This is a genomic window from Sphingomonas mucosissima, from assembly GCF_002197665.1.
GTDB lineage: Bacteria > Pseudomonadota > Alphaproteobacteria > Sphingomonadales > Sphingomonadaceae > Sphingomonas > Sphingomonas mucosissima.
Genome location: NZ_NBBJ01000001.1, coordinates 917480 through 941554 on the forward strand (window position 1 = coordinate 917480; position 24075 = coordinate 941554).

Genomic DNA, 24075 nt, shown 5'->3' on the forward strand with positions numbered 1-24075 from the left:
TCCGGAGTTTGCATATCAGAGATGCTAGGTTGCGCGCACCGTGATGCGCGAACCGCTAAGTCAGCGCTCGTTTGGGGCGTACGTCGGCAATCACCAGGCGCCTCCCGGCTAGCGCGCCAGCTGGGTTCGCAGTTACTCGAATTGATGGGTGATCACGCGATCGTCGAACATGCCGAAGGCAAGGGTGGAGGCGTATAGCGCAACGGCGCGCTCGCGTGGCATGGCCCAGGCCCATTTCCGCATGTCAAAAGCGGCATTCAGGAAAGCCATCACCAGCTGACTGGCGACCAGCGGATCAACTGCCCGAACCGTGCCCTCGGCGATCCCGTCGGATATCGTGCCCGCGAAGCGGCGGGCGATACGGTTCGAGCGGTCAACCATGGTGGCGCGAACCGACATGGGTAGCCCGCTGAGCGCGGTAGTGCGCAAGAGCGGCCCGGTCTGGGAGAATTGCACTTCGAGCAGCGTCACGAACATGGCGCAAAGCCGCTCCCAATGCGTTCCCCCGGCATCGTCTGCCAGCCGTTGTGCGGCGGAAATGGTGTCAAAGCTGCGACGATAGCAGGCGATCACGAGATCGTCCTTCGCGTCGAGATGGTGGTAGAAGCTGCCTTTAGTGACGTTGAGTTCGCTGGCGATCCGTTGGACGGATGCTCCCCGGTAGCCCAGCTCGTTGATCAGGCGCGTGGCGGCATGGAGAAAGGCATCGCGCCCCTCCACCGAGTCCTGTGGCAGGGCGAGCGGGTCGGGTGCCCACTGCGCGGAGCCGGCTGCAAGGCCGTGCCGAAACACGTCCATCACGCGCGCTTCCACCCGCGGCAACTGGTCCATGTCGTAGCGGTTGAGCCAGACAGGAAGCCAGAAGGTGTTCTCCATCAGCACATGCGCGCGGGCACCGTTGAGATCCGTCTGCGCCCGGGACGTCGTCGGCCCCCAGAGACCGCGCGCCCGTCGAAACACTTCGCGCCACCCCGCCATGAGGCGCCCTCGAACCGGATCCTCCATTGCGCGAAGATCGGACAAGCCGGCGATCTGCCGCTCCTCGCCGCGCTGCACGCGGGCAAGCCGCGCCATGTTGAGCGCCAGATAGCGTTCGACCCGCGCCTCCGGTGTGTCGGCCTCCATCGCGGTGTCAAGCATGACCAGCAGATAATCGAGCGTGTGCTCGAAGGCGGCCGCCGCGAGGTCTTCCTTGCGCTTGAAGTAATAGGTAACGCTGGTGGTGTTCAGCCCCACGCGCCGCGCCACATCCGCAAAGGTCATTCCCTTTGCGCTCTGTTCGTTGATCGCGTCGGCAGCTGCGGCGAGGATGGCCTCGCGCTTCGCCCGAAAGCGGCGCGTGCCGATCTCCTCTCCATCGCCGCCCGGTTCCCCCCGAGCCTGCATCCGATTGATCGTAGCACCGAATTTTCGAACGACCAGTCCCTTTTTCCATGACCGTCATCAACGCGTTCTCGAAGGCGTCCCACGCTGATTCGAACGCTTGTCCGAAGATGCGGTACGCTTTACAGCTTTGGCCAAACAGCGAAGCGGAGGGATGCGATGGACTTCACTTTGACCGAGCGCGAGACCTATTTTCGGGATCGCGTGAAGGCCTTCATCGACGCGGAGATCGCGCCGCGCCAGGCCGAATATCACGAGCAGGCCCACCAGGGCGACCGCTGGAAGGTCATCCCGGTGATCGAGGAAGTGAAGGCCAAGGCCAAGGCCGCCGGTCTGTGGAACTTCTTCATGCCGCCGCATTCCGGCCAGCAGCATGTCGACGAGACGTTCGAGTTCGAAGGCACTCAGCTCACCAACCTCGAATATGCTTTGTGCGCCGAGGAGATGGGCAAGATCGGCTGGGCAAGCGAGTGCTTCAACTGCTCCGCGCCTGACACGGGCAACATGGAAGTGCTGCACCGCTACGGCACGCTGGAGCAGAAGGAAAAGTGGCTGCGGCCGCTGATGAATGGCGAAATCCGCTCGGTCTTTCTCATGACGGAGCCCGCAGTTGCGTCGTCCGACGCGACGAACATCGAGACCCGTATTGAGCGCGACGGCGATCATTATGTGATCAACGGTGTGAAATGGTGGTCGTCGGGCGTGGGCGATCCGCGTTGCAAGATCGGCATCCTGATGGGCAAGACGAGCTTCGAGGGCTCACGCCACAGCCAGCAGAGCCAGGTCCTGGTGCCGATGGACACGCCGGGGATCAAGATCGAGCGCATGCTCTCGGTATATGGCTATGACCATGCGCCGCACGGCCATGGCGAGGTGAGCTTCACCAACGTTCGCGTGCCGGTCGAGAACGTGATCCTGGGCGAGGGCCGCGGGTTCGAGATCGCGCAGGGCCGGCTCGGGCCGGGTCGCATCCACCATTGCATGCGCACGATCGGCGTCGCGGAGGTGGGCCTTGAGAAGATGGCGAAGCGCCTTCTGTCTCGCGTCGCGTTCGGCAAGCGTATTTCCGACCATTCGGTATGGGAGCAGCGCGTCGCGCAGGCCCGGATCGAAATCGAGATGACGCGTCTTCTCTGCCTCAAGGCGGCGCAGACGATGGATGCGGCCGGAAACAAGGCCGCCAGCCAGGAAATCGCAATGATCAAGGTGTTCGCGCCCAACATGGCGCTGCGCATCCTCGACGACGCGGTGCAGGCTCATGGCGGCGGCGGCGTGGCGGAAGACTACGGCCTGGCGCATGCCTGGGCCTCGCAGCGCACGCTGCGGCTCGCCGACGGCCCGGACGAGGTTCACGCCCGTGCGATCGCGCGTAACGAGTTCGGCAAATACGGTGACTGGAAGGCCGAGATCGCCAATGATCGCGGCGCCCCCCGTGGTCCGGAAATCTCGAGCGGGGACATCGGCGTTTCGCGCTGAGCTCTCCCTTGCACAGCTGACTTGAGCCGGGGTCCGCTTCCCCTCGCGGGAGTGCGGCGAAGCGGGTCCCCGGATCAAGGCCAGCGCGACGACGGACGCAGCGTGTCCGGTGGTACCTGTTGAGAGGCCCTTGGTGGGCGCGCGATCCAGCGCCGCTGGGATGACGGTCAAAGATTGGAAGAAGAATGAAAGCCGCAGTTCTTTTCGAAACCAAGGCGCCGCTCCAGATCGAGGACGTGGTCGTTTCCAAGCCGGGCCCGCATGAGGTGCTGATCCGCACCGTGGCGTGCGGCGTCTGCCGGTCAGACCTGCACTTCGTCGATGGCGCCTATCCGCATCCGCTGCCCGCGATTCCGGGCCATGAAGCAGCGGGCATCGTCGAGGCCGTGGGTGACGAGGTGCGCACGGTAAAGGTCGGCGACGCTGTCGTTACATGCCTCAGCGCCTTCTGTGGCCATTGCGAGTTCTGCATCACCGGCCGGATGTTCCTGTGCATCAGCAGTGAGACGCGGCGTTCGCCGAAGGCCGAGCCTCGGCTGAAGATGGCCAATGGCGACAATGTGAACCAGATGCTGAACCTGTCGGCTTATGCCGAGATGATGCTGGTCCACGAGCATGCCTGCGTGGCCATCGACCCGGAAATGCCTTTGGACCGCGCGGCGCTGATCGGCTGTGCGGTTACGACCGGCGCGGGCGCGGTGTTCAACACCACGGACGTGACGCCGGGCGAAACCGTGTGCGTGGTCGGATGCGGCGGCATCGGCCTCGCCGCGGTGAACGCGGCAAAGATCGCAGGCGCGGGCAAGATCATCGCGCTTGATCCCGTGGCGGAGAAGCGCGCCGTCGCCGAAAAGCTGGGCGCGACGCACACGTTCGACGCGATGAAGGACGGCGTTGTCGGTGAGGTGGTGGAACTGACCAAAGGCGGCGTTCACCACGCGATCGAGGCGGTCGGTCGGGCGCAGTCTGCGCAGACCACGGTTGACGTGCTCCGCCGCGGCGGCACCGCGACGATCCTCGGCATGATGCCGCTCGATCAGAAGGTCGGCCTCAGCGCGATGGAACTGCTCTCGGGCAAGAAGCTGCAGGGCGGGATCATGGGGTCGAACCGTTTCCCGGTCGACATCCCGCGCCTCGTCGATTTCTACATGCGCGGGCTGCTGGATCTCGACACGATCATTGCCGAGCGCCTGCCGCTCGCGAAGATCAACGATGCGTTCGACGAATTGCGCAAGGGCGATGCGACGCGCAGCGTGATTGTGTTCGATCAATGAGCATGGCGGCGGCGGAAGATAGCGGCCTTCAGGCCGAGATCAGTGAGCGCGATCGGCTGGATATCGATCGCTTGTCGGCCTGGATGCAGGCGAACGTACCCGATTTCGCCGGGCCGCTGACGTATGCGAAGTTCGCCGGGGGGCAATCCAACCCGACGTACAAGCTGATGACGCCAGGGCGGAACTACGTTCTGCGGCGCAAGCCGATGGGGGAGCTCTTGCCCTCCGCGCATCAGGTCGATCGCGAGTATCGCGTGATGAAGGCGCTCAACGGCACGGGTTTTCCTGCGCCGCGCCAGTACGGCCTGTGTGAGGATGACAGCGTCATCGGTTCCGCCTTTTACGTTATGGAGATGGTCGAGGGCCGCACGATCTGGGACGGTGCCTTTCCCGGCATGACCGTCGAGCAGCGGCGCGACCATTACCATGCGATGATCGATACCCTGGCGGCGCTGCACAACGTGGATCACGAGGCGATCGGCCTCGGCGATTTCGGGCGCCCCGGCAATTATTTCGAGCGGCAAGTGAGCCGCTGGACGAAGCAATATCGCGGCGCCGAGACCGAGCATATGCCGGCCATGGAGCGGCTGATCGAATGGCTGCCCAGGACCATTCCCGAGCAAACACGCACCGCCATCGTCCACGGCGATTATCGCTGCGACAACATGAAGTTCGCGCCTGGGCTCGAACCGCGCGTTGCCGCGGTGCTCGATTGGGAGCTGTGCACGACGGGCGATCCGCTGGCTGATCTCAGCTATTTTCTTATCAGCTGGGTGACGCAGCCCGAGGGCCGCTCGGGGGTGATGGGGCTGACTGGGCCGGAGACGGGCATCCCGACGGTGGACGAAGTGGTCGCGCGCTATTGCGAGAAGACGGGGCGCGACGGATTGCCGGATCTGAACTGGTTGCTGGCGTTCAATCTGTTCCGCCTCGCCTCGATCGTTCAGGGCATTCGCAAGCGTTTCCTGATCGGCACGGCGTCGAGCGCCAATGCGGAAGCGACCAGCGCGCGCGTGCCGCTGCTGGCGGATGCGGCGTGGGATTTCGCGGTGAAGGCCGGGGCGTAAGCAAGGTGTCCCTCTCGGCTGTGAGGGGGAGGATAGCGGAGATCAGACTGGAGCGAGCGGCATCGTAACTGCTCCTCGCTCCGGCCTCATTCGGGCAAGCGGGAGAGCTAAAGATGTCATTGTTCGATCTGACCGGCAAAGTCGTCGTCATCACCGGCTCGTCGCGCGGGATCGGCAAGGCCAGCGCGATCGCCTGTGCCGAGCAGGGCGCCAAGGTGGTGATCTCCAGCCGCAAACAGGATGCCTGTGATGCGGTGGTCAGCGAAATCAACGAGCGGTTCGGCGCGGGTACGGCAGTAGCCATCGCCGCCAACATCTCCGACAAGGCGGCGTTGCAGCATCTGGTTGACCAAAGCCGCCGCGAATTCGGCCGTATCGACTGCCTCGTGTGCAACGCTGCGTCCAACCCTTATTACGGCCCGCAGGAAGGGATTGCGGATGAGCAATTCCGAAAGATCCTCGACAACAACATCCTGTCGAACCATTGGCTGATCACCATGGTCGCGCCCGAGATGAAGGAGCGCGGCGCCAAAGGTGAAGAGGGCGGGTCCATCATCATTGTATCGTCGATCGGCGGCCTGCGCGGATCAACGGTGATCGGCGCCTATTGCATCTCCAAGGCCGCGGACATGCAGCTCGCGCGCAATCTGGCGCACGAGTACGGCAAGCACGGCATCCGGGTGAACTGCATCGCGCCGGGTCTGATCAAGACCGATTTCGCCAAGGCCTTGTGGGAAGACGAAGACGCCGTGGCCGAGCGCAACAGCACGACGCCGCTGCGCCGTATCGGCGAGCCGGAGGAGATTGCGGGCGCTGTCGTCTTTCTGGCGTCGCGTGCGAGCGGCTTCATGACGGGGCAAACGATGGTCATCGATGGCGGCGTGACGATCTGATCTCGGCGGCGGGTCCGGTTGTCCGGACACGTTCCTTGGAAAAAGCGACAAGACAGCCCGGCCCACGCGGCGGGCGAACGGAGTGTATGATGGCTAGATTCACCGACAAATCGATCATCGTCACCGGTGCTGGCTCCGGCATCGGTCGCGCCGCTGCGACGCTCTTCGCGGCCGAGGGCGGCCAGGTAATCGCCGCCGACAGGAAGGGTGCGGAGGAAACCGCGGAGGCGATCCGCACCGCGGGCGGCGTAGCACACGCGATCGAGATGGACGCGGGAAGCGAGGAGGATGTCGTCCGCACCGTCGCGCTGGCGTGCGACAAGTTCGGTGGTCTCGACATCATGTTCGCCAATGCAGGCATTTCGGGCGGCATGGCGAACATCTTTGATACCGATGTTGCGCTCATCACCGAGGTGCTGCGCGTGAACGTGATCGGCCCGTTCCTGGCGGTGAAGCACGCCGCGCCGCGGATTGCCGAGCGTGGGCAGGGCGCCATCATCCTCACGGCAAGTGTGGCAGGCATCCGCTCGGGTGCGGGATCGCCGGCCTATTCGGCGTCCAAGGCTGGCGTCATCAATCTGGCGCAGGTTTCCGCCCAGCAGCTTTCCGGCTCCAACGTGCGCGTGAATGCGATCTGCCCGGGGCTGACGGAAACGGGCATGACGAAGCAGGTGTTCGATTACGCCCGCGACGCCGGCAAGATGGACCGCGTCGGGCGCCTCAATCCGTTGCGGCGTGGCGCCCAGCCGGAGGAGCTGGCGCGGGTGGCGCTGTTCCTCGCCTCCGACGACGCAAGCTACGTCAATGGTCAGGCGATTGCCGTGGATGGTGGCCTATCCTCCAGCCATCCCGTGACCAAGCAGGAATACGGCCGCACCAGCGCCTGATCCCGGGCAGTCGGCGGCCGCGGTCCGGCGGGCGCGGTAACGCCCCGCCCGGAGGCGGTGCAGCGCGGCGGCCGGCGTTCCACAGCGCCGGCACGCCGCCACGCGCCATCAGACCCGTTGCGCGCTGACCCAGCGATCCACCACCTTCGCCAAAACGCCCAGCGGCATGCCGCCGGCCTGCACCACGGTGTCGTTGAAGCCACGAACATCAAAGCGGCTGCCCAGCCGCGTCTTGGCGTCTTCGCGCAGGCGGTTGATCTCGTTATGCCCGGTCTTGTAGCCGAGCGCCTGACCGGGCCAGATGCAATAGCGATTGATCTCCGATCGGGCGCGGCTTTCGGTGTAGCCGGTGGCCGCCATCAGCCAGCGCACCGCCTGATCCACCGTCCAGCGCTTGTGATGGAGCCCGGTATCCACCACCAGCCGCGCGGCGCGGAAGTTCATGGATTGCAGATAGCCGATGCGGCCGAGCGGATCGTCTTCGTAATAGCCGAGTTCCGCCCCGATTTGTTCGGCGTACAAGCCCCATCCTTCGGAATAGGCGTTGAAGCCGAGGAGCGTGCGCACCAGCGGCAGATCGAACGTATATTCGCCTTGCCAGATGTGGCCGGGAATACCTTCGTGGAACGTCAGCGTCGCCAACTCGAACCGGGGCCAGTTCGCGGTATCGCGCAGGTTGATGTAATAGATGCCGGGGGTGGAGCCATCCAAGGCACCCGGTCCCGCATAGCCATTTGGCGCGCCGTTCTGGATCGCTGGCGGCACGCGCTTGATCACCAGATTGCCGCGCACCAGCTTGCCGAATGCTTGCGGCAGCCGCGGGCGCAGGCGCGCTACCACGCTGTTGAGATATTCGAGCAGCTCGGCACGCCCGGCATCAGTGTTGGCAAACAGCAGGTCGGGGCGCTTGCCGAGCTGCGCCAGCCGCTCGCCCGGTGTACCTGCGCTCAGGCCTTGCGCTCGCAGCAAAGGATCGAGCTCTGCCGCATAGGCACGGCATTGCTCGAGCCCGGAGTTGTGGATTTCATCCGGCGTCCGCTTGGTCGTGGTGCTTGCCTCGGCCAGCCAAGCGTACCGTTCCGCCGCGTCGGGCATTGTCCACATGCCGCCTTGTTCGGGCGCGCGGGGACGGAGCGCCGCCAACGCATCGGCCTGCGCGACAAGCGCGGGCGTGATGCTCTTGTCGACGATGGCAGTGGCGCGCGCGTGCCAGTCTCCGCTCAGCCCAGCCGCTTTCACCTTTTGCGCAAAGGTGTGGATCATGCCCTGATCATCCGCCGGCTGCGCTGCACCGGCGCGCAATTGCGCAACCGTTATCTCGTTGAACGGTGCCGGAAGCAGCACTCCAGCTGCCGCGTCAGCCCGAACGCGTTCGGTCTCGTCACGCAGCTGTTTTGCATAAGCGTTCAACCTTGCGAGATACGCCTCTGCATCGGCGCGGCTCGCCACCTGGTGTTTGTTCTCGAGAAGGTCGGGCGTGTCGACAAAGGCGCCATTCCCCTGCGTCACGACATAAGGCGTCGAGCGATAATTGTTGTTCGACAGGAACGCCATGTCGCCGACGGGCATGCGCCGCCAACCCTCGACGCCAATCTGGTGCGCCGCCACCACTGTTTCGACATGGACCGCAACGGCCGGAGATAGCGCCGTCTGGTCGATACGGGTGAGTTCGGCCAGCCGCCGTGTCGCGGCGGCGCGCCGTGCTGCCTCGGCAGCAGCGCTCCGATCGGTCAGCTGCGCCTTGAGCCCTGTGCGTTTTCCCTCATCCAACCCGAGGTAGGCGGCGCCTTCCGGATACTCCTTCAGCAGCGCCTCGGCGTGTTGTTGTAGCAGGGCCAGCGCCTTGCTGTCCGCACTGGTGGCAGCGCGCACCGGGAGCACGGTAGTGGCGGCAACGGCCGCGGTGCCGGCGAGAAAATCACGGCGAGCAAGGGTCATAAACAGGTCCAAACAGAAGGGGTAGTGACGAGCGCAGCAGAGTGATGCCCGGAATATGCCCTGCGCAACTGCAGGCTGGCCAGATCAGTCCCTCGGTCGACGCTGTCGGATCAACCCTTCCTGCGCGACGCTCGCGACGAGCCGTCCGTCCTGGGTGAAGATCTTGCCGTGGTTCATGCCGCGCGCGTGACCGGCCCACGGGCTGTGAGTGGCATAAAGCAGCCATTCGTCCGCGCGGAACGGTTCGTGCAGCCAGATGGAGTGGTCGAGGCTCGCGCTTTGAAAGCCGGGCGTCGTCCAGTTGACACCGTGCGGCAGCATGCACGTGCCCAGCAGGGCCATGTCAGACGCGTAGGACAGGATCGCGCGGTGCATGGCCGCGTCATCACCGATCGGTGCAACAACACGGAACCAGCTGTGCTGGATCGGATCAGTTGGGGTGGGATTGAACCACTTGCGGGGATAAACCGGCCGGATCTCGATCGGGCGCGGCCGCGTGACCATGCGGCGCTGCCGTTCCGGCAAATGGACCGCGTCCTTGGCGCGCAGCTCAGCCTCGGTCGGTAGCGATTCCGGCGCCGGCACGTCGGGCATCTGATCCTGGTGGTGGAAGCCCTCCTCCGGCGTCTGCAGCGAGCAAGCGAGATTTAGGATCGGCGCGCCTCGTTGCATTGCGATCACCCGGCGGGTGGCGAAGCTGCGCCCTTCGAAGTCGCGCACCACGCGGTAGATGATGGGAAAATCCTCGTCTCCCGGCCGCATGAAATAGGCGTGAAGCGAATGGGCGATCTTCGGTTCGTCGGTGGAGCGCTGGGCGGCCTGTAGCGCTTGCGCGATCACCTGCCCGCCGAATACGCGGCCGACACCACCCTTTGAACGGCGCCCGCGGTACAGATCGGTGTCGATTTCTTCCACGTCCAGGAGATCGACGAGATCAGCGGCAAGGGCTTCGGGGCTGGGTGTGTCGGTCATTGGTGCTCCCGCGCCAGCGGCAACCCACGGGCGCTCGCGATGCGCTGTAAATAGGTGCGCCCCTGCGGTTGGCAGGGGCGCGATATGAGGTCAGTAACCGGCCGCGCGTGCGAGACGATCGGCATGGAAGTTCGCGTCGCCGAACAGCTCGGCGAGCACGCGCTGACGCTTCATGTAGAAGCCGATGTCATATTCGTCGGTCATGCCGATGCCGCCGTGCATCTGGATGCCTTCCTGCACGCTGAGCATCGTCGCGAGCCCGGTCATCGCCTTCGCGACCGAGACCGCGGTATCCGCCTTCTCGTCACTGGCGTCGAGCAGCTGCTGCGCCTTCAGCACGGCCGCGCGCGCCACTTCCATTTCGCTGTAAAGGTGCGATGCGCGGTGCTGCAGCGCCTGGAAGGTGCCGATCAGCGTACCGAACTGCTTGCGCTCCTTGAGGTAATTGACGGTCATATCCATCGCGCCGGTGCCAACCCCGAGCATCTCGGCGGCGGCGCCCGCCTGGCTGGCGCGGAGCAGGCGGGCGAGGGGGGTGCGGCCCGCGTCGACCTCACCGATCACCGCATCGGCATCGACCTCGACGCCGTCGAACTCGATACGGGCAGCAAGGCTGGCGTCGGTCAGGCGCTCAGCAGTGGCAGTCATGCCCGCGGCATCCTTGGGCACGGCAAACAGCGTGACGCCGTTCTCGTCGTCCGCCGAGCCCGCCGTGCGGGCGGCAACGATGAGGACGTCCGCGACATGGCCGTGCTGGACGAACTGCTTGGCGCCAGTGAGCTTAAAGCCGTTGCCGGCGCGCTCGGCTTTCATGCCGACGCTGTTGCGGAACTTGGCGCCCTCATCGATCGCGAGCGCAGCGACGGTTTCGCCGGCGACGATGCCGGGGAACCAGCGCTCCGCATGCGGCGTGCCCTTCATCGCCTCAACCGCGGCGACGGCGGTCTGCAGGAATGGCGATGGGGAAAGGTTGCGGCCGATTTCCTCCAGCACGATCCCGGCTTCGACATGGCCGAGGCCGAGCCCGCCCTGATCTTCGCCAATCAGTATGCCGGTGAAGCCCATGTCGGCGAACTGCTTCCACAGGTCGCGTGAGAAGCCGGTCTGGTCCTTGTCATCGCGCAGCTTGCGCATGTGGCTGACAGGGGCGGCGTCGGCGACGAAATCGCGCGCGGTATCGCGCAGCATGGTCTGATCTTCGTTCAGGAAAAGAGGCATCATTGGTCCCTTTTACGCCCCGGCACGGGTTCGCGCCGGAGGAGGTGGGAAGGGGCGGCTGGCGCCTACGGCCGGGCCGCCCCTTCCCTTAGATGGTCTGGTGAGCGTGCCCTCCCCGTGTGGGGAGGGGCGACCCGATCACGCGCCCGGAAGCTCCAGGATGCGCTTCGAGATGATGTTGAGCTGCACCTCGCTGGTGCCGCCTTCGATCGAGTTCGCTTTGGTCCGCAGCCAGTCGCGTGCCGGCGCGCCGCCGCGCGACCGCTCGCTCTCCCACTCCAGATTGTCCGACCCGCCCGAGGCCATCAGCAGTTCGTGGCGAGCCTTGTTCAGCTCCGTGCCATAGTATTTCATCATCGACGGTTGGGCGGGGTGCGCACGGCCGGCCTTCAACTCGTCAATGAAGCGTTCGGACTGGGCCGCGAACGCCTTTGAGCGAACCTCGAATTCCGCGATCTTGGCGCGGAGAAGCGGATCAGCGAGGCGGCCGTCATGGTCGAGGCCGATGGTGGCGATGGCGCCCTCGATCAGCGGGTTCTTGCCGCCGCCGCCAAGGCCCATGTTCGAGATCATCTCACGCTCATGGCCGAGCAGGTACTTGGCGACGTCCCAGCCCTTGTTGAGCTCACCGACGAGGTTTTCTTTCGGCACCTTCACATTATCGAAGAACGTTTCGCAGAACGGCGAATAACCGCTGATCAACAGGATCGGCTTGGTCGAGACGCCCGGCGTCTGCATGTCGAACAGGACGAAGCTGATGCCATTGTGTTTGTTCGTCTTATCGGTGCGCACGAGGCAGAAGATCCAGTCCGCGTAGTTCGCGTAGCTGGTCCAAACCTTTTGGCCGTTGATCAGGAAGTGATCGCCCTTGTCCTCGGCCGAAGTGGCGAGGCTGGCAAGATCAGAGCCGGCGTTCGGCTCCGAATAGCCTTGGCACCAGCGGATCTCGCCGCGTGCGATCTTGGGCAGATGATCCTTCTTCTGCTCCTCGGTGCCGTATTTCAGCAGCGCCGGCCCGAGCATCGAGATGCCGAACGAGGAGAGCGGGTTGCGGCACCGCAGCTTCGCCATTTCCTCACGCAGGATCTTGGTTTCGGCCGCCGAGAGCCCGCCGCCGCCATATTCCTTGGGCCAATCGGGCACGGTCCAGCCCTTGGCGCCCATGGCGTCCATCCACTGCTTCTGCGCCGGGGTCATAGCGCTCTGGTCGCGGCCACCCCAGACGCTGTCTTTTTCGCTGCGGATCGGCTCGCGCATCTCGGGCGGGCAATTCGCCTCGAGCCACGCGCGCGTCTCGGCGCGGAACTGATCAAGATCGGTCATTCGCTTGCTCCTTCGCGGGTATTCTCGCGCAGATATTGGATGAGTTCGATGGTGTGGCCTTCCGGATCATCGAGGAAGGCGATGCGCATGCCGGGGAGATCCTCCGGCGGGCGAACGGATGTGGCGCCGGCGGCGATCGCGCGATCCCAGGCGGCCTGGATGTCGCGGGTCGAGAGGCCGAGCGGCCCGTGATTGTCCCCGCGCACGAGGGCGCGGTCATCGGTGTGATGATAGAGGACGAGGGTGAAGGAATCGTCGGCAAGGCCGATCAGCACCTCCTCCAGGCCCGGTAGCGCGATCCGCCTGCGTTCCGTGAAGCCGAATGCCTCACCGTAGAAGGCGAGGGCGCGCGGCAGATCCTCCACGACGAACTTGGTGAAGAGGATGCGTCCGACGGTCATTGCGCGCCTCCCGCAGCATCGTGGATGTCTCGGGCCGCCGCAATGGCGGTGCGATCGGCGTAGAGGTCGGCGATCACCTGCACGCCGATCGGCAGCCCGTCCGCGTCCTTGCCGATCGGCACGCTGGTGGCTGGCAGCATCGGGAAGGTGGCAAGGCCGGGAAAGGCGAACTGGTGGAAGAACTGCGTATCCTCGCCGTCGATCGAGAGGCGGCGGGTGGCGAGCGGGGTGAGATCGTGCGGGAAGGCCGTCATGCCGACAGTGGGCGCGATTACGGCATCATAGGTTTCGAACAGGCGACGCCACTGGCGCTGGTTGCGCGCCTGTTCGTCATGGAGGTGAAGCCAGGGTTCGAGCTCGGGCGCGGGCTCCCCTTCCGGCCGAGGTGCACGGCGCGACATGGCGACGTTGAGCATCTTCCAATAGCCGGCGTGCTGGCGTTCGAGATCGGGGAGGAGATCGTTGCTGGTGTCCACGATGGCGCCGGTTTCCCGCAAGGTCGCGGCGACCCGTTCGAGTGCATCGACGATCGACTGCTGTACCCGTGCCATCGGATGGGTGGTGAGGAGCAGGAAGCGCCAGTTGCTGCCGTGGCGGCGTGCCGGGGCGAGCGGGTGGTCGGCGACGATGCCGAGTGCGGTTTCGAGATCGTCAGCGTCGCGCGCCATCGGGCCGAGCACCGACAGAACGGTGCGCGCGCCATCCGTGCCGGGCATGTAATGGCCCTCGGTGGGGATGACGCCCCAGGTGGTCTTGTGCCCCCACACGCCATTGAAGGCGGCGGGAACGCGGATCGAACCGCCGATGTCGGAGCCGAATTCGAGCGGGACCATGCCGGCGGCAAGCGCCACGGCCGAGCCGCCGGAGGAGCCGCCCGCGACCCGATCCGGCTTCACGGCATTGTTGGTGCGGCCATAGACCGGATTGTCGGACTGGAGATCAGACAAAGCGGGGGGCACGTTGGTCTTGCCCAGGATGATCGCGCCGGCCGCCTTCAGGCGTTGAACGGTGACGGCATCTTCCGCAGCGGTGAAATCGCGATGCTCGGCAAAGCCGAAGGTCGTCGGCAGGCCGGCGACGTCATAGCTTTCCTTGATCGTCATCGGCACGCCGAGCAGCGGGCCGTCGAAGCCATCAGCGATACGCGCGTCGAGCTCGGCAGCAGCGGCACGGGCGCGGTCGAAATCACGCACCACGACGGCGTTGAGCGCACCGTCGCGTTCCTCGATGCGGGCGATCGCCGCCTCAGTCTCCGCTAGCGCCGTGGTGGCGCCGGAGCGGACCGCGGCGGCGGTTTGAAGAGCGGTGCGTTCAGTCATCGGCGCGTGCTCCTGTGCCCGCCTGCCCGGCACGCGTGGCCACGCCGTTCCCTGTGGAAGAGAGGCGGTGCGACGCAGCGGCGGGCAGGGTGGGGCACGATACGGTCACTTCAGCGCGGCGCCCGTCTCGGCCGCGGACTTCAGGCTTTCGGCGACCTTGAAGCCATGCTTTTCAAGGCCGTCGACGATCTTCTTCAGGCCGACTTCATTCTGCGCCCAGAACATCGGGCCGCCGCGGTAGACCGGCCAGCCATAGCCCATGATCCAGACGACATCCACGTCGCTGGCGCGCTGCGCCTTGCCCTCCTCGAGGATCAGCGCACCTTCGTTGACCATCGGGTAGAGCGTGCGTTCGACGATCTCCTGATCGGTGATCTCGCGCTTTGGCAGGTTCGACTTGGCGCGGAATTCCTCGATGATCTCGAGCGCGCGCGGGCTGGGCGTGGCGTTACGCTTCTCGTCGTAATCGTAATAGCCCGCGCCCTTCTTCTGGCCCCAGCGGCCTTCGGCGGCGAGCGCGTCGCGGATGCTCTCGATCCGGCTCGGGTCACGGTGCCAGCCGATGTCGACGCCGGCGAGATCGGCCATCTGGAACGGGCCCATCGGCATGCCGAAATCGGTGTGGACCTTGTCGATCTGCTGCGGCGTGGCGCCTTCCATGAGGAGCTTGTTTGCCTCGATCTGGCGCGGGCTGAGCATGCGGTTGCCGATGAAGCCGTGGCACACGCCAGCGACGACGGCGACCTTCTTGATCTTCTTGGCGAGCGCCATGACGGTGGCGAGCACGTCCTTGGCGGTCTTCTCGCCGCGCACCACTTCGAGCAGGCGCATGACGTTGGCGGGCGAGAAGAAGTGCATGCCGACCACGTCCTCGGGACGCTTCGTCACCGCGGCGATCTCGTCGACGTTGAGGTAGCTGGTGTTCGACGCGAGGATGGCACCAGGCTTCGCAATGGTGTCGAGCTTGGTGAACAGCTCCTTCTTGACGTCCATGTTCTCATACACCGCCTCGATGATGAGATCGCAGTCGGCGAGGTCCTCTAGGCTGAGCGTCGGGGTGAGGAGGCCCATCGCCTTTTCCGGCGCGTCGGGCTTGATCCGGCCCTTGGCAGCCGACGCTTCGTAGTTCTTGCGCATCACCCCGGTGCCACGATCGAGCGCTTCCTGCTGCATCTCGACGATCGTGACGGCAATGCCAGCCGACAGGAAGTTCATCGAGATGCCGCCGCCCATCGTGCCGGCGCCGATCACGCCGACCTTGTTGATCGGGCGAAGCGGGGTCTTGGGATCGACGTCATCGATCTTGGCGGCCTGGCGCTCGGCGAAGAACAGGTGACGCTGCGCCGCGGACTGGGTGCCGGTCATCAGCTTCATGAACTGTTCGCGCTCGAACTTCATGCCCTCGTCGAAGGGCAATTCGCTGGCGGCGACGACGCAGGCGATGTTGGCGGCCGGCGCATCGAAGCCGCGCATGCGGCGGCCATGCTTCTTCTTGAACTCCTCGACCGCTTCCGGATCGGGGGCAACCGTCTTGTCGCGAACGCGCGGGATCGGCTTCTTGTCGGCAACCTCGCGGGCGAAGGCGATCGCGTCCGCCTCCAGGCTGTCTTCACCGACGACGCGGTCGACCAGGCCGACCTCGGCTGCCTTCTTGGCGGGGATCGGATCGCCGATCGCAACCATCTCGAGCGCGGCCTTCACGCCCACGATGCGCGGCAGGCGCTGCGTGCCGCCAGCGCCGGGGAGCAGACCGAGCTTGACCTCGGGGAGGCCCATTACGGCCGAAGGCACCGCCACGCGATAATGGCAGGCGAGCGCTACTTCACAGCCGCCGCCAAGCGCCGTGCCGTGGATCGCGGCGACGATTGGCTTTTCGCTCGAATCCATCATGTCGATGACTTCGTGGAGCGACGCGCCCTTCGGCGGCTTGCCGAACTCGGTGATGTCGGCGCCGGCGAAGAAGGTCTTGCCGTCGCAGCGGATCACCATCGCCTTCACCGCGGGATCGTTGATGCCCTGACTGACGCCTTCCTTCAGCCCGTCACGCACGCCGGCGCCAAGGGCGTTCACGGGCGGCGAATCGGAGATGATGACGAGAACGTCGTCGTGGCGTTCGAAGCGGACGGGGGATGTCATTGTGCGTTGATCTCCGATTCAGAATGGTCGTGCGGCCGGTCAAACCAGCTCGAAAGGGATGGTCAGTTGAGCGCCGCGTAGATCATCGTCTTCAGCTCGCGCCGAATGGGATAGATCATGCTGGGCGACAGCTGCGTCATGAACACCATCGTCAGCCGCTCCACCGGATCGATGAAGAAGGCGGTGGAGAACATGCCACCCCAATAATATTCGCCTACGCTACCCGGCATCATCGAGCGGGCAGTGTCAATCGTCACTGCGAAGCCGAGGCCAAAGCCGGTGCCGGCGTTTTGCGTTTCACTGAACAGCGATTTTGACATGGCCGAAAGATCAGCGCCGCCTGGCAGGTGGTTCTGCGTCATCAGGTCAATCGTCTTGCGACCCAGAATACGCGCGCCATCAAGCGTGCCGCCATTGAGGCACATCTGGCAGAAGCGCTGGTAATCGAGCGCGGTAGAAACCAAACCACCGCCCCCGGAAACGAGGGTGAAAGGCTTCGACCACATGCTCTCCGCGGCGCGGTCGAACATCACGCGGCCCTTGCCGGGAATCAGCGTGTAGCAATCAACCAACCGGTCGAGCTTCTCTGCCGGCACGGTGAAGCCGGTGTCGTTCATGCCCAGCGGTTTGAAAATGCGCTGTTCGAAAAAGTCAGGCAACGACATGCCCGAGACGCGCTGCACCACCGCGCCGAGCACGTCAGTCGACACTGAATAATTCCAGCTCGTTCCCGGCGAGAATTCGAGCGGCAGCTTGCCCAACTCAGCGACGAAACCGTCGAGGTCGTAATTGCCGTGCCAATTCTCCAGCTTCAGCTCGCGATGCGCGGCATCGATATTGGACCGGTTCTGGAAGCCATAGGTGAGGCCAGAGGTATGCCGCAGCAAGTCGACCATACGCATCGGCTCTTCGGTCGGCCGGGTCAGGAACGGCACGCCGGCGCCGCCGCCGGCGTAGACGCCCAGCTTCTTGAACTCGGGCAGGACGTGGTGGACCGGCGTGTCGAGCGCGACCTTGCATTCCTCCACCAGCATCATGAACGCCACCGACGTGATCGGCTTCGTCATGGAGGCGATGCGGAACATGCTGCCCTCGTTGATGGCGGCGGAGCCACCCTCCCGCGCGGCGCCCTGTGAGGAAAAGTGAACGATTTCACCATCGCGCGACACGAGCAGCTGCGTGTGCGGGAAGTGGCCCGAATCGAGGTACCGTTCTTTCAGGAAGGTATCAATGTCGCTCAGGCGCTTGCCATCAAACCCATGTTTCTCGGGTGACACGATGTTCATTGCCCCTCCATACCCCGACTTCGAATTGCGCTCTTCCTATCGCTTGAGCGGGCGGTGAATCAATCCTAACGTGAGCGCATAGTGACGCGATTTTGAATGCGGGGAGATTTCGACATGGCGACGCAACCATTGCCTGCTTCATGGCCGGCCATGTCGGTGAAGCAGGCGGAGGCGGTGCTCACCGCCCCGGGCGCGAAGTTCGAGATGGAGACGGTGGACATCCGGGGCGTGCCGACCCGAATATGGAAGAATGCGCCGCCGCATATGGCGGCGCTGGTGGCGCTTTCCCGCACTCATGGCGAGCGGCTCGCCACGATCTACGAGGATGAGCGGGTCAGTTACGACGCACAGTTCCGCGCCATTGCGGCACTGGCGACGAACCTTGCCGCCGGCGGCGTTCAAAAGGGGGATCGCGTGGCGATCGCCATGCGCAACCTCCCGGAGTGGATTGTCGCCTTCTTCGCCTCCACGGTGCTCGGCGCGATCGCGGTTCCGCTCAACGCTTGGTGGACAGGCGAGGAGCTAGCTTATGGCCTGACGGACTCAGGCGCGAAGATCCTGATTGCGGACGACGAGCGGTGGGAGCGGATTGCGCCACTGCGCGGGCAATTGGTCGGCCTCGGCCGCGTTCTGGTGAGCCGCGCCAGTACGCCCCTGGACGGCGCCGAGCGCCTGGAAGACGTGATCGGTATTCCCCAGGATTGGCCGCATCTTCCATCCGGCGAGCTGCCGGCAGTCGCGCTGCAGCCCGAGGACGAGGCGACGATCCTTTATACAAGCGGCACGACGGGGCAGCCGAAGGGCGCGCTCGGCACGCACCGCAATTTCATGACCAATATTCTGTCGACCGGTTACGCCATGGCGCGCTCGATCCTGCGCCGCGGTGATCCGCTGCCCGAACCCAGCCAGAAGGTAGCGCTAACGGTTATTCCGCTGTTCCACGCAACCGCGCTCTCTTCCGGGCTGATGGGCGCGGTAGCTGCCGGTCACACCGTCATCTACATGCGGAAATTCGATGCGGTGCGCGCCATGGAGATCATCGAGCGTGAAAAGGTGAACTCCACCGGCGGCGTGCCAACGATCGCGTGGCAATTGCTGGAGCACCCCGAGCGTCACCGCTACGATCTCTCCAGCCTGGAGACGATCGGCTACGGCGGCGCGCCGTCCGCCCCCGAACTGGTCCGCAAGATCGCCGCAGAGCTGAAGTCCGCGCCGGGTAACGGCTGGGGCATGACGGAGACGACCGCAACCGTCACCACCCATTCCGGCGAGGATTATCTTCGCCGGCCCGAAAGCTGCGGGCCAGCTGTCGCGGTTGCGGACCTGAAGGTGACCGGTCCTGATGGTGAGGTGTTGCCTACAGGTGCCATTGGGGAGCTGTGGGCGCGCGGGCCGATGATCGTCAAAGGGTATTGGAACAAGCCGGAGGCGACCGCTGCCACCTTCGTGGATGGTTGGGTGCGTACCGGCGATCTGGCGCGCTTGGACGAGGAGGGGTTCTGCTTTATCGTCGACCGCGCCAAGGATATGGTGATCCGCGGCGGCGAGAACATCTATTCCAGCGAGGTGGAGAACGTCCTTTATGATCACCCCGCGGTCACCGATTGCGCGCTGATCGGCATTCCCCATCGCACGCTAGGCGAAGAGCCCGCCGCCGTAGTGCACCTGGCGCCCGGCGCAACCGCGACGGAGGCGGAGCTCCAGGCATGGGTGCGCGAGCGGCTTGCCGCATTCAAGGTGCCTGTCGCGATCCGCTTCTGCGACGAGATGCTGCCGCGCAATGCCAACGGCAAGATCCTCAAACGTGAGTTGAAAAGCTACTTCGAGGATCGCGTCGCAGCATGAAGCGTTGCATCGGCGAAACGAAAGGTCGTCGATGCACACTCACGATTTTCTACGAGGCAGACGCAGGCACGAGCTATCGGTCGAGGAGATCACCACGATCGAAGCGGCAGTCGGCGAAGTGGAAGTAGTGCCGGCGCGAACGGCGCTGGCCGATCGCGGTGATCGCCTGAAGCATAGCACGCTGCTCGTCGAAGGTTATGCCTGCCGTTACATGGATGCCCGTGACGGTTATCGGCAAATACTGTCGTACCATGTCCCCGGCGATTTCGTTGATCTTCACAGTTATCCCACACGGTACATCGACCATAACGTGGCAACCATTTCGCAGGCGACCGTGGCTTACATCCGCCATGATCAACTTGACGTGATCATGAGAGAACAGCCGCATCTGGCAACCCTGCTTTGGTTCAGCACCTTGATCGACGGGGCTGTGCATCGCGAGTGGATCTTCCGTAATGGAAGGCTCGACGCCGCCGGGCGCCTGGCGCATTTCATCTGTGAGACATATCACCGTATGCACTCGGTGGGACGGGCGGCTGATGGTCGGTGCGATCTCCCGCTAACGCAGCAGGATTTGGGCGACGTCGCTGGGCTGACCAGTGTTCACGTCAACCGCGTGCTGCGACGACTGCGCGAGGAGGAGCTCGCAACCATCGCGCGCGGTCAGCTGCAGATACTCGATATTGACCGACTCGCCCGACTGGGAGAGTTCAAGGCTGATTATCTATATCTCGGGAACGGACCCTGGCAGGAATGATCGACGGCACGCTTCCACGATCCTGTCTCATTGAGGCCCGTCGTAATCAGGCGCGAGTCAGGTCTGCGATCGCCGCCTGCAGGCTTGCGCCGCGTGGCTGACGCTTTCGCTGGCTCTCCCATTTCGCTCCAGGACGGTCTTGCTGAGCAGGTGCCGGTAGTTAGTCCGCCGGAAGAGCCGCGCGTCGCCCTGCGGCGCGATCGGTTGCTCGCGGCGCTGACGCTCACGGCGGGGATGGGTCTGATCATCGGCTTGCCGTTTGCGCTGAAGGCCGGTGCCGAATTCTTCATGCCCACCGCCGTTGCGATCGTGGTCAGCATCGCGCTGATCCCGCTGCTGGAATGGCTAGAGGCGCGCAGGCTGCCGCCGGCGATTGCCTCGTTGATCTGCGTGATCGTGTTCCTGGTCGCCGCGAACGTCGCCGTAGCCGCGATCGTGGTGCCGGCCATCGACTTCTTTCGCCTGCTGCCGACTCGGATCGATCGTATTCAGGAGAACCTGGAACCGCTGCTCGATTTGTATTCGAACCTGGAGCGTTACGCCAATCGGACGCTGCGGCGGCTTGCGGCCGCACCGGTACGCCAGTCCCCGAGTGCCGCCGTGGCGCCGCCGAGTTCGATTCTCGAACTCGCCGCCACGTCTGCTCCGGCGGCCATCATTCAGATCCTGTACGCCGTCCTGGTCACCTTCTTCTTCCTGGCGGCATGGACGCGCACCAGAACGAAGATGATCACCAATCGCGAAAGCTTCGGGGGCGCAATGGCGACCGCCCGGGTGATCCAGGACGTGGTAGACGATGTTTCCAGCTATTTGGGGACGATCACCGCCATCAACATCGCGCTTGGCCTTGTGACGGCCGGCGCGCTTCATCTGCTCGGCATGCCGTTCCCGCTGATGTGGGGCGGAATTGTCGCGCTCTTCAACTACATACCGTATTTCGGGCCGGTGATCGCGGCGCTCCTCGTGGCGCTCGGCGGATTGATGACATTCAACGATGTGGCGACGGCGCTTGCCGCGCCGGCGATCATGTACGGCCTCCACCTGATCGAGGCGAATGTCGTGACTCCGTTGATCGTCGGCCATCGCCTGACGATCAGCCCGGTACTGATCCTTGTATCCCTCAGCTTCTGGGGATGGGTGTGGGGAACGGTGGGCGCGCTGCTCGCCGTGCCGCTGCTCATCATCATCCAGACGATCATCAACGGTGCAGGCAAGCCGGACATCGCCGGGTTCCTCTTCGAACATGGTACGTTGACGCGGCAGCCGACGAAGAGATCGCGAGGATTCGGGAAAAGCGAAGATGAGGTCGTTGACAGCCCAGCGCCGGTGGCATAGTGGCGCGCCTCCACGCTGATCCAAGCGGGTGTAGCTCAGTTGGTTAGAGCGCCGGCCTGTCACGCCGGAGGTCGCGGGTTCGAGCCCCGTCACTCGCGCCACCTTCAAGGTGGAGGATCGTCCCTTGGGTGACGGTGCAGTTTCTGTACTGGTCGGCAGGGGATAACAGAAAGCGTCTGGATTGTTCGAGCGGGTGTAGCTCAGTTGGTTAGAGCGCCGGCCTGTCACGCCGGAGGTCGCGGGTTCGAGCCCCGTCACTCGCGCCATCCATGGGATGGCGGTTCCTCACATCTTCGATCAGTATAGCCCGAACGGGCACTACTCGTGCGCGAGTTGCGCGGGGACGTGCATCGGGCGGGCCGCACACGGACGGGCGGCCGCTGCCGAGCGACGAGCGGGGGCTTACCTCCAGGCGATTTCCGGCTAGTCACGATCGCTTGACCGGCGGGGAGTATCAGGTGTCGCAACGCGTAAAGGGGTGGGGGCTGTTCAAGGCGGCGCTTGGCAGCCGCAAGACGGCCGTCATGCTGGCGCTCGGTTTTTCGTCAGGGCTGCCCTTTGTTCTGCTGATCGGCACGCTGAACGCGTGGCTTGGCGAGCTGAAGGTGAGTCTGGCGACGATCGGCGTGTTGTCCTGGATCGGCCTTGCTTACGCCTTCAAATTTCTCTGGTCGCCGCTGGTTGATCGGGCACGTCCTCCATTGCTCGCGCGGCTCGGCCGGCGGCGCTCCTGGCTCGTGCTGTGCCAGGTGTCGCTCGCGATCCTTTTATGGCTGCTGGCGCTGACCGATCCGATCAACGCCATCGGCACTTTCGCTGGCTTGGCGGTTCTTGCGGCATTCCTGTCCGCGACTCAGGATGTCGTGCTCGACGCCTGGCGGATCGAGATCGCCGACGACGTCGCAACGGTGGAGTTGCTGTCGGCCGTGTACCAGTTGGGTAACCGCTTCGCCGCGCTCGCGGGGGGCGCCCTGGCGCTGGTGATCGCGGCGCGAACAGGTTGGCCGCTGGTCTATATGGGCATGGGCATCGCGATGCTGGTGCTTGTTGCAGCGACGCTCGCGGCGCCGGAAGCGCTGGATGTGCCCGAGGATCGCGCTCGTCCGCTCGGTGACCATGCCGCGCCCGATCCGCGCCGGCGCGCGATCGCGCTGGCGATCGTCGGCGTCGGCTGGGGCGCCGCAATCCTGCTGCTCGGCGCGTTCATGGTGGAGGCGCTCACCCCGCCGCCGCCGGGCGGGAAGGCGCCCTCGGCGGGGGATTTTACCAAATTGTGGGGCCCTTGGATCGTAGTGATGACGGTGATCGTGCCGGCATTGGTCGCCGCGTGGACAAACCGCGTGCGTCAGCCCACGCCGCAGGCCGGTCGCCGGGCGCTTGACCATTGCTATCGCGCGCTTGTCTTGCCGCTGGCTGAGCTGGTGGATCGCTTGCGCTGGGGTGCGATCGTCGTGGTGGCACTGATCCTCGTTTACCGCATCTGCGATTCGATTTGGGCGCCGTTTGCCTTTCCCTTCTATCTCGATTTCCTCGGCTACTCGAATGACGAGGTGGCTTTCGCGTCAAAGATGTTCGGCGTGCTGATGACCATCGCTGGCGTGGCGCTCGGCGGGCTGATGTTCACCACCCTCGGCCGCATGCCCACCATGCTGGCGGGCGCCGCCACCGCCGCGGCGTCGAACCTGTTGTACGCCGACCTGGCGACCGGCGGTGCGGGTATCGACGCCTTCGCCGGGTTCTTCGGCTTGTATGGGCTCGGTGCCGACGCGCGCATGGTTCGCCTGATGATCGCCATATCGGGGGAGAACATTGCCGGCGGCCTCGCTGGCGCGGCGTTCGTCGGCTACATCTCCTCCATCACGTCACGCACGTACTCGGCAGTGCAATATGCACTCCTGTCATCGCTGACCTTCCTCGTCGGCGCTCTGGGGCGTGCAGCGATGGGTGAGGCGATCGAGCAGATCGGCTATGCTCCGGTCTTCCGCTTTACCGCTCTGCTGGGGCTATTGGCGGTGGCGTTGGTCTTGGTCGAATGGTGGCGCGGTGCGCCGCGGGTTCGCGCACCGGAAGTGCCGCCGGAAGCATCGCTGGCCAACCCGGTCGAGGTTCCTAAGCCGTGATCGGCCGGCCTTCGTCAGCGAAGGCCATCGCAACAGCCGCAGCGCTGGCCAGCACGCCGTCTACGGTCCGCACGCCAAGAAGGTCTGCCATCAACAGATGGGCAGTTTCGGTTTGCACCTCGACGCGTGCCAGGATGGTGAGCAGGGCGGCCTCGGCATGGGTCATGCGACCGTAGCAGCACGGCGCGATGGAGATCGTGCCGGCGGCAGCCGTGGCGAGATCCACCATCAGACCACGGATCAACATCAATGGTCGCCGGAAGCGTTCGCCAAAGGCGGAGAAAACCGCATGAGCCGCGCGCGCATCGTTCAGGCCGTGTGCGCCCATCCTTCGCATCGCGAACAGGGCGGTTCGCGCGTTTGGACAGCTGGGCAAGGGGTGCGGCAAGAGAGCAAGGGTCGCTGCTGCAGACATCGTCATGGAAGAGCCTCCTTCGCCGACAAG

The 24075-nt window shown here is 64.7% G+C and carries 19 protein-coding genes and 2 tRNA genes; 11 read left to right on the forward strand and 10 right to left on the reverse strand.

Annotation, left to right across the window (positions count from 1 at the left end; translation table 11 throughout):
* Nucleotides 1–132 precede the first annotated feature (132 nt).
* Nucleotides 133–1386, reverse strand: a complete 1254-nt coding sequence (locus SPMU_RS04380) for a TetR/AcrR family transcriptional regulator (protein WP_088332265.1) — start codon at nucleotides 1384–1386, stop codon at nucleotides 133–135.
* A 156-nt stretch (nucleotides 1387–1542) separates the two neighbouring features.
* Here SPMU_RS04380 and SPMU_RS04385 point away from each other — a divergent pair, with 156 nt between their 5' ends.
* From SPMU_RS04385 to SPMU_RS04405, 5 genes are all read left to right on the forward strand, one after another.
* Nucleotides 1543–2859 carry an acyl-CoA dehydrogenase family protein gene (locus SPMU_RS04385; RefSeq protein WP_088332266.1) on the forward strand — a complete coding sequence of 439 codons (1317 nt, stop codon included), beginning with the start codon at nucleotides 1543–1545 and terminating at the stop codon, nucleotides 2857–2859.
* Between the two features lie 185 nt (nucleotides 2860–3044).
* Complete coding sequence (locus SPMU_RS04390) at nucleotides 3045–4133, forward strand: Zn-dependent alcohol dehydrogenase (RefSeq protein ID WP_088332268.1); 1089 nt, start codon at nucleotides 3045–3047, stop codon at nucleotides 4131–4133.
* The gene (locus SPMU_RS04395; RefSeq protein ID WP_088332270.1) at nucleotides 4130–5200 is read left to right on the forward strand and encodes a phosphotransferase family protein; all 1071 of its coding nucleotides are present in this window, start codon (nucleotides 4130–4132) and stop codon (nucleotides 5198–5200) included. The genes SPMU_RS04390 and SPMU_RS04395 overlap by 4 nt, the downstream gene beginning before the upstream one ends.
* 113 nt (nucleotides 5201–5313) lie before the next feature.
* On the forward strand, nucleotides 5314–6093 hold the full coding sequence (locus tag SPMU_RS04400; RefSeq protein ID WP_088332272.1) for an SDR family NAD(P)-dependent oxidoreductase: 780 nt from the start codon (nucleotides 5314–5316) through the stop codon (nucleotides 6091–6093).
* Nucleotides 6094–6182: 89 nt separating this feature from the next.
* A complete protein-coding gene (locus SPMU_RS04405) occupies nucleotides 6183–6980 on the forward strand; it encodes an SDR family NAD(P)-dependent oxidoreductase (protein WP_088333158.1) in 798 nt (265 codons plus the stop codon).
* A gap of 108 nt (nucleotides 6981–7088) precedes the next feature.
* Here the strand turns inward: SPMU_RS04405 and SPMU_RS04410 are convergent, their stop codons facing one another.
* The 8 genes from SPMU_RS04410 to SPMU_RS04445 form a co-directional block, all read right to left on the reverse strand.
* The gene (locus tag SPMU_RS04410) at nucleotides 7089–8918 is read right to left on the reverse strand and encodes a DUF885 domain-containing protein (protein ID WP_088332274.1); all 1830 of its coding nucleotides are present in this window, start codon (nucleotides 8916–8918) and stop codon (nucleotides 7089–7091) included.
* Nucleotides 8919–9002: 84 nt separating this feature from the next.
* The gene (locus SPMU_RS04415; protein WP_088332276.1) at nucleotides 9003–9890 is read right to left on the reverse strand and encodes an acyl-CoA thioesterase; all 888 of its coding nucleotides are present in this window, start codon (nucleotides 9888–9890) and stop codon (nucleotides 9003–9005) included.
* 90 nt (nucleotides 9891–9980) lie between these two features.
* Nucleotides 9981–11108, reverse strand: a complete 1128-nt coding sequence (locus tag SPMU_RS04420; RefSeq protein WP_088333159.1) for an acyl-CoA dehydrogenase family protein — start codon at nucleotides 11106–11108, stop codon at nucleotides 9981–9983.
* Between the two features lie 138 nt (nucleotides 11109–11246).
* Nucleotides 11247–12431 (reverse strand): acyl-CoA dehydrogenase family protein, encoded by a 1185-nt coding sequence (locus SPMU_RS04425; RefSeq protein WP_088332278.1) that lies wholly within the window; start codon nucleotides 12429–12431, stop codon nucleotides 11247–11249.
* Nucleotides 12428–12832: a VOC family protein gene (locus tag SPMU_RS04430; RefSeq protein WP_088332280.1), complete on the reverse strand. Its 405-nt coding sequence runs from the start codon at nucleotides 12830–12832 to the stop codon at nucleotides 12428–12430. Before SPMU_RS04430 ends, SPMU_RS04425 begins: the two co-directional genes overlap by 4 nt.
* Nucleotides 12829–14151 (reverse strand): amidase family protein, encoded by a 1323-nt coding sequence (locus SPMU_RS04435; RefSeq protein ID WP_088333160.1) that lies wholly within the window; start codon nucleotides 14149–14151, stop codon nucleotides 12829–12831. Before SPMU_RS04435 ends, SPMU_RS04430 begins: the two co-directional genes overlap by 4 nt.
* 105 nt (nucleotides 14152–14256) lie before the next feature.
* Nucleotides 14257–16287 (reverse strand): 3-hydroxyacyl-CoA dehydrogenase NAD-binding domain-containing protein, encoded by a 2031-nt coding sequence (locus SPMU_RS04440; protein ID WP_088332282.1) that lies wholly within the window; start codon nucleotides 16285–16287, stop codon nucleotides 14257–14259.
* A 62-nt stretch (nucleotides 16288–16349) separates the two neighbouring features.
* On the reverse strand, nucleotides 16350–17573 hold the full coding sequence (locus SPMU_RS04445; RefSeq protein WP_088332284.1) for a serine hydrolase domain-containing protein: 1224 nt from the start codon (nucleotides 17571–17573) through the stop codon (nucleotides 16350–16352).
* A 114-nt stretch (nucleotides 17574–17687) separates the two neighbouring features.
* On the opposite strand from SPMU_RS04445, the gene SPMU_RS04450 reads away from it, so the two are divergent.
* The 6 genes from SPMU_RS04450 to SPMU_RS04475 all read left to right on the forward strand — a co-directional run bounded on the left by SPMU_RS04450 (nucleotide 17688) and on the right by SPMU_RS04475 (nucleotide 23630).
* Complete coding sequence (locus tag SPMU_RS04450; RefSeq protein ID WP_088332286.1) at nucleotides 17688–19418, forward strand: class I adenylate-forming enzyme family protein; 1731 nt, start codon at nucleotides 17688–17690, stop codon at nucleotides 19416–19418.
* Nucleotides 19419–19449: 31 nt separating this feature from the next.
* On the forward strand, nucleotides 19450–20175 hold the full coding sequence (locus SPMU_RS04455; RefSeq protein ID WP_088332288.1) for a Crp/Fnr family transcriptional regulator: 726 nt from the start codon (nucleotides 19450–19452) through the stop codon (nucleotides 20173–20175).
* Between the two features lie 120 nt (nucleotides 20176–20295).
* Entirely contained in the window at nucleotides 20296–21510 is a 1215-nt protein-coding gene (locus tag SPMU_RS04460) for an AI-2E family transporter (RefSeq protein ID WP_425442142.1), read from the forward strand.
* A gap of 24 nt (nucleotides 21511–21534) precedes the next feature.
* Nucleotides 21535–21611, forward strand: a tRNA-Asp gene (locus SPMU_RS04465).
* 88 nt (nucleotides 21612–21699) lie between these two features.
* Nucleotides 21700–21776 (forward strand) — tRNA-Asp (locus SPMU_RS04470).
* A gap of 192 nt (nucleotides 21777–21968) precedes the next feature.
* Entirely contained in the window at nucleotides 21969–23630 is a 1662-nt protein-coding gene (locus SPMU_RS04475) for an AmpG family muropeptide MFS transporter (RefSeq protein WP_342746429.1), read from the forward strand.
* Here SPMU_RS04475 and SPMU_RS04480 read toward each other — a convergent pair.
* Nucleotides 23620–24051 (reverse strand): DUF6628 family protein, encoded by a 432-nt coding sequence (locus tag SPMU_RS04480; RefSeq protein ID WP_211275707.1) that lies wholly within the window; start codon nucleotides 24049–24051, stop codon nucleotides 23620–23622. The two genes, SPMU_RS04475 and SPMU_RS04480, sit on opposite strands and share 11 nt — an antisense overlap.
* Nucleotides 24052–24075 lie beyond the last annotated feature (24 nt).

Bases quoted from the DNA above. Each gene is read 5' to 3' on its own strand.
- SPMU_RS04380 (WP_088332265.1), bottom strand. From the start codon at position 1,386: ATGCAGGCTCGGGGGGAACCGGGCGGCGATGGAGAGGAGATCGGCACG.
- SPMU_RS04385 (WP_088332266.1), top strand. From the start codon at position 1,543: ATGGACTTCACTTTGACCGAGCGCGAGACCTATTTTCGGGATCGCGTG.
- SPMU_RS04390 (WP_088332268.1), top strand. From the start codon at position 3,045: ATGAAAGCCGCAGTTCTTTTCGAAACCAAGGCGCCGCTCCAGATCGAG.
- SPMU_RS04395 (WP_088332270.1), top strand. From the start codon at position 4,130: ATGAGCATGGCGGCGGCGGAAGATAGCGGCCTTCAGGCCGAGATCAGT.
- SPMU_RS04400 (WP_088332272.1), top strand. From the start codon at position 5,314: ATGTCATTGTTCGATCTGACCGGCAAAGTCGTCGTCATCACCGGCTCG.
- SPMU_RS04405 (WP_088333158.1), top strand. From the start codon at position 6,183: ATGGCTAGATTCACCGACAAATCGATCATCGTCACCGGTGCTGGCTCC.
- SPMU_RS04410 (WP_088332274.1), bottom strand. From the start codon at position 8,918: ATGACCCTTGCTCGCCGTGATTTTCTCGCCGGCACCGCGGCCGTTGCC.
- SPMU_RS04415 (WP_088332276.1), bottom strand. From the start codon at position 9,890: ATGACCGACACACCCAGCCCCGAAGCCCTTGCCGCTGATCTCGTCGAT.
- SPMU_RS04420 (WP_088333159.1), bottom strand. From the start codon at position 11,108: ATGCCTCTTTTCCTGAACGAAGATCAGACCATGCTGCGCGATACCGCG.
- SPMU_RS04425 (WP_088332278.1), bottom strand. From the start codon at position 12,431: ATGACCGATCTTGATCAGTTCCGCGCCGAGACGCGCGCGTGGCTCGAG.
- SPMU_RS04430 (WP_088332280.1), bottom strand. From the start codon at position 12,832: ATGACCGTCGGACGCATCCTCTTCACCAAGTTCGTCGTGGAGGATCTG.
- SPMU_RS04435 (WP_088333160.1), bottom strand. From the start codon at position 14,151: ATGACTGAACGCACCGCTCTTCAAACCGCCGCCGCGGTCCGCTCCGGC.
- SPMU_RS04440 (WP_088332282.1), bottom strand. From the start codon at position 16,287: ATGACATCCCCCGTCCGCTTCGAACGCCACGACGACGTTCTCGTCATC.
- SPMU_RS04445 (WP_088332284.1), bottom strand. From the start codon at position 17,573: ATGAACATCGTGTCACCCGAGAAACATGGGTTTGATGGCAAGCGCCTG.
- SPMU_RS04450 (WP_088332286.1), top strand. From the start codon at position 17,688: ATGGCGACGCAACCATTGCCTGCTTCATGGCCGGCCATGTCGGTGAAG.
- SPMU_RS04455 (WP_088332288.1), top strand. From the start codon at position 19,450: ATGCACACTCACGATTTTCTACGAGGCAGACGCAGGCACGAGCTATCG.
- SPMU_RS04480 (WP_211275707.1), bottom strand. From the start codon at position 24,051: ATGACGATGTCTGCAGCAGCGACCCTTGCTCTCTTGCCGCACCCCTTG.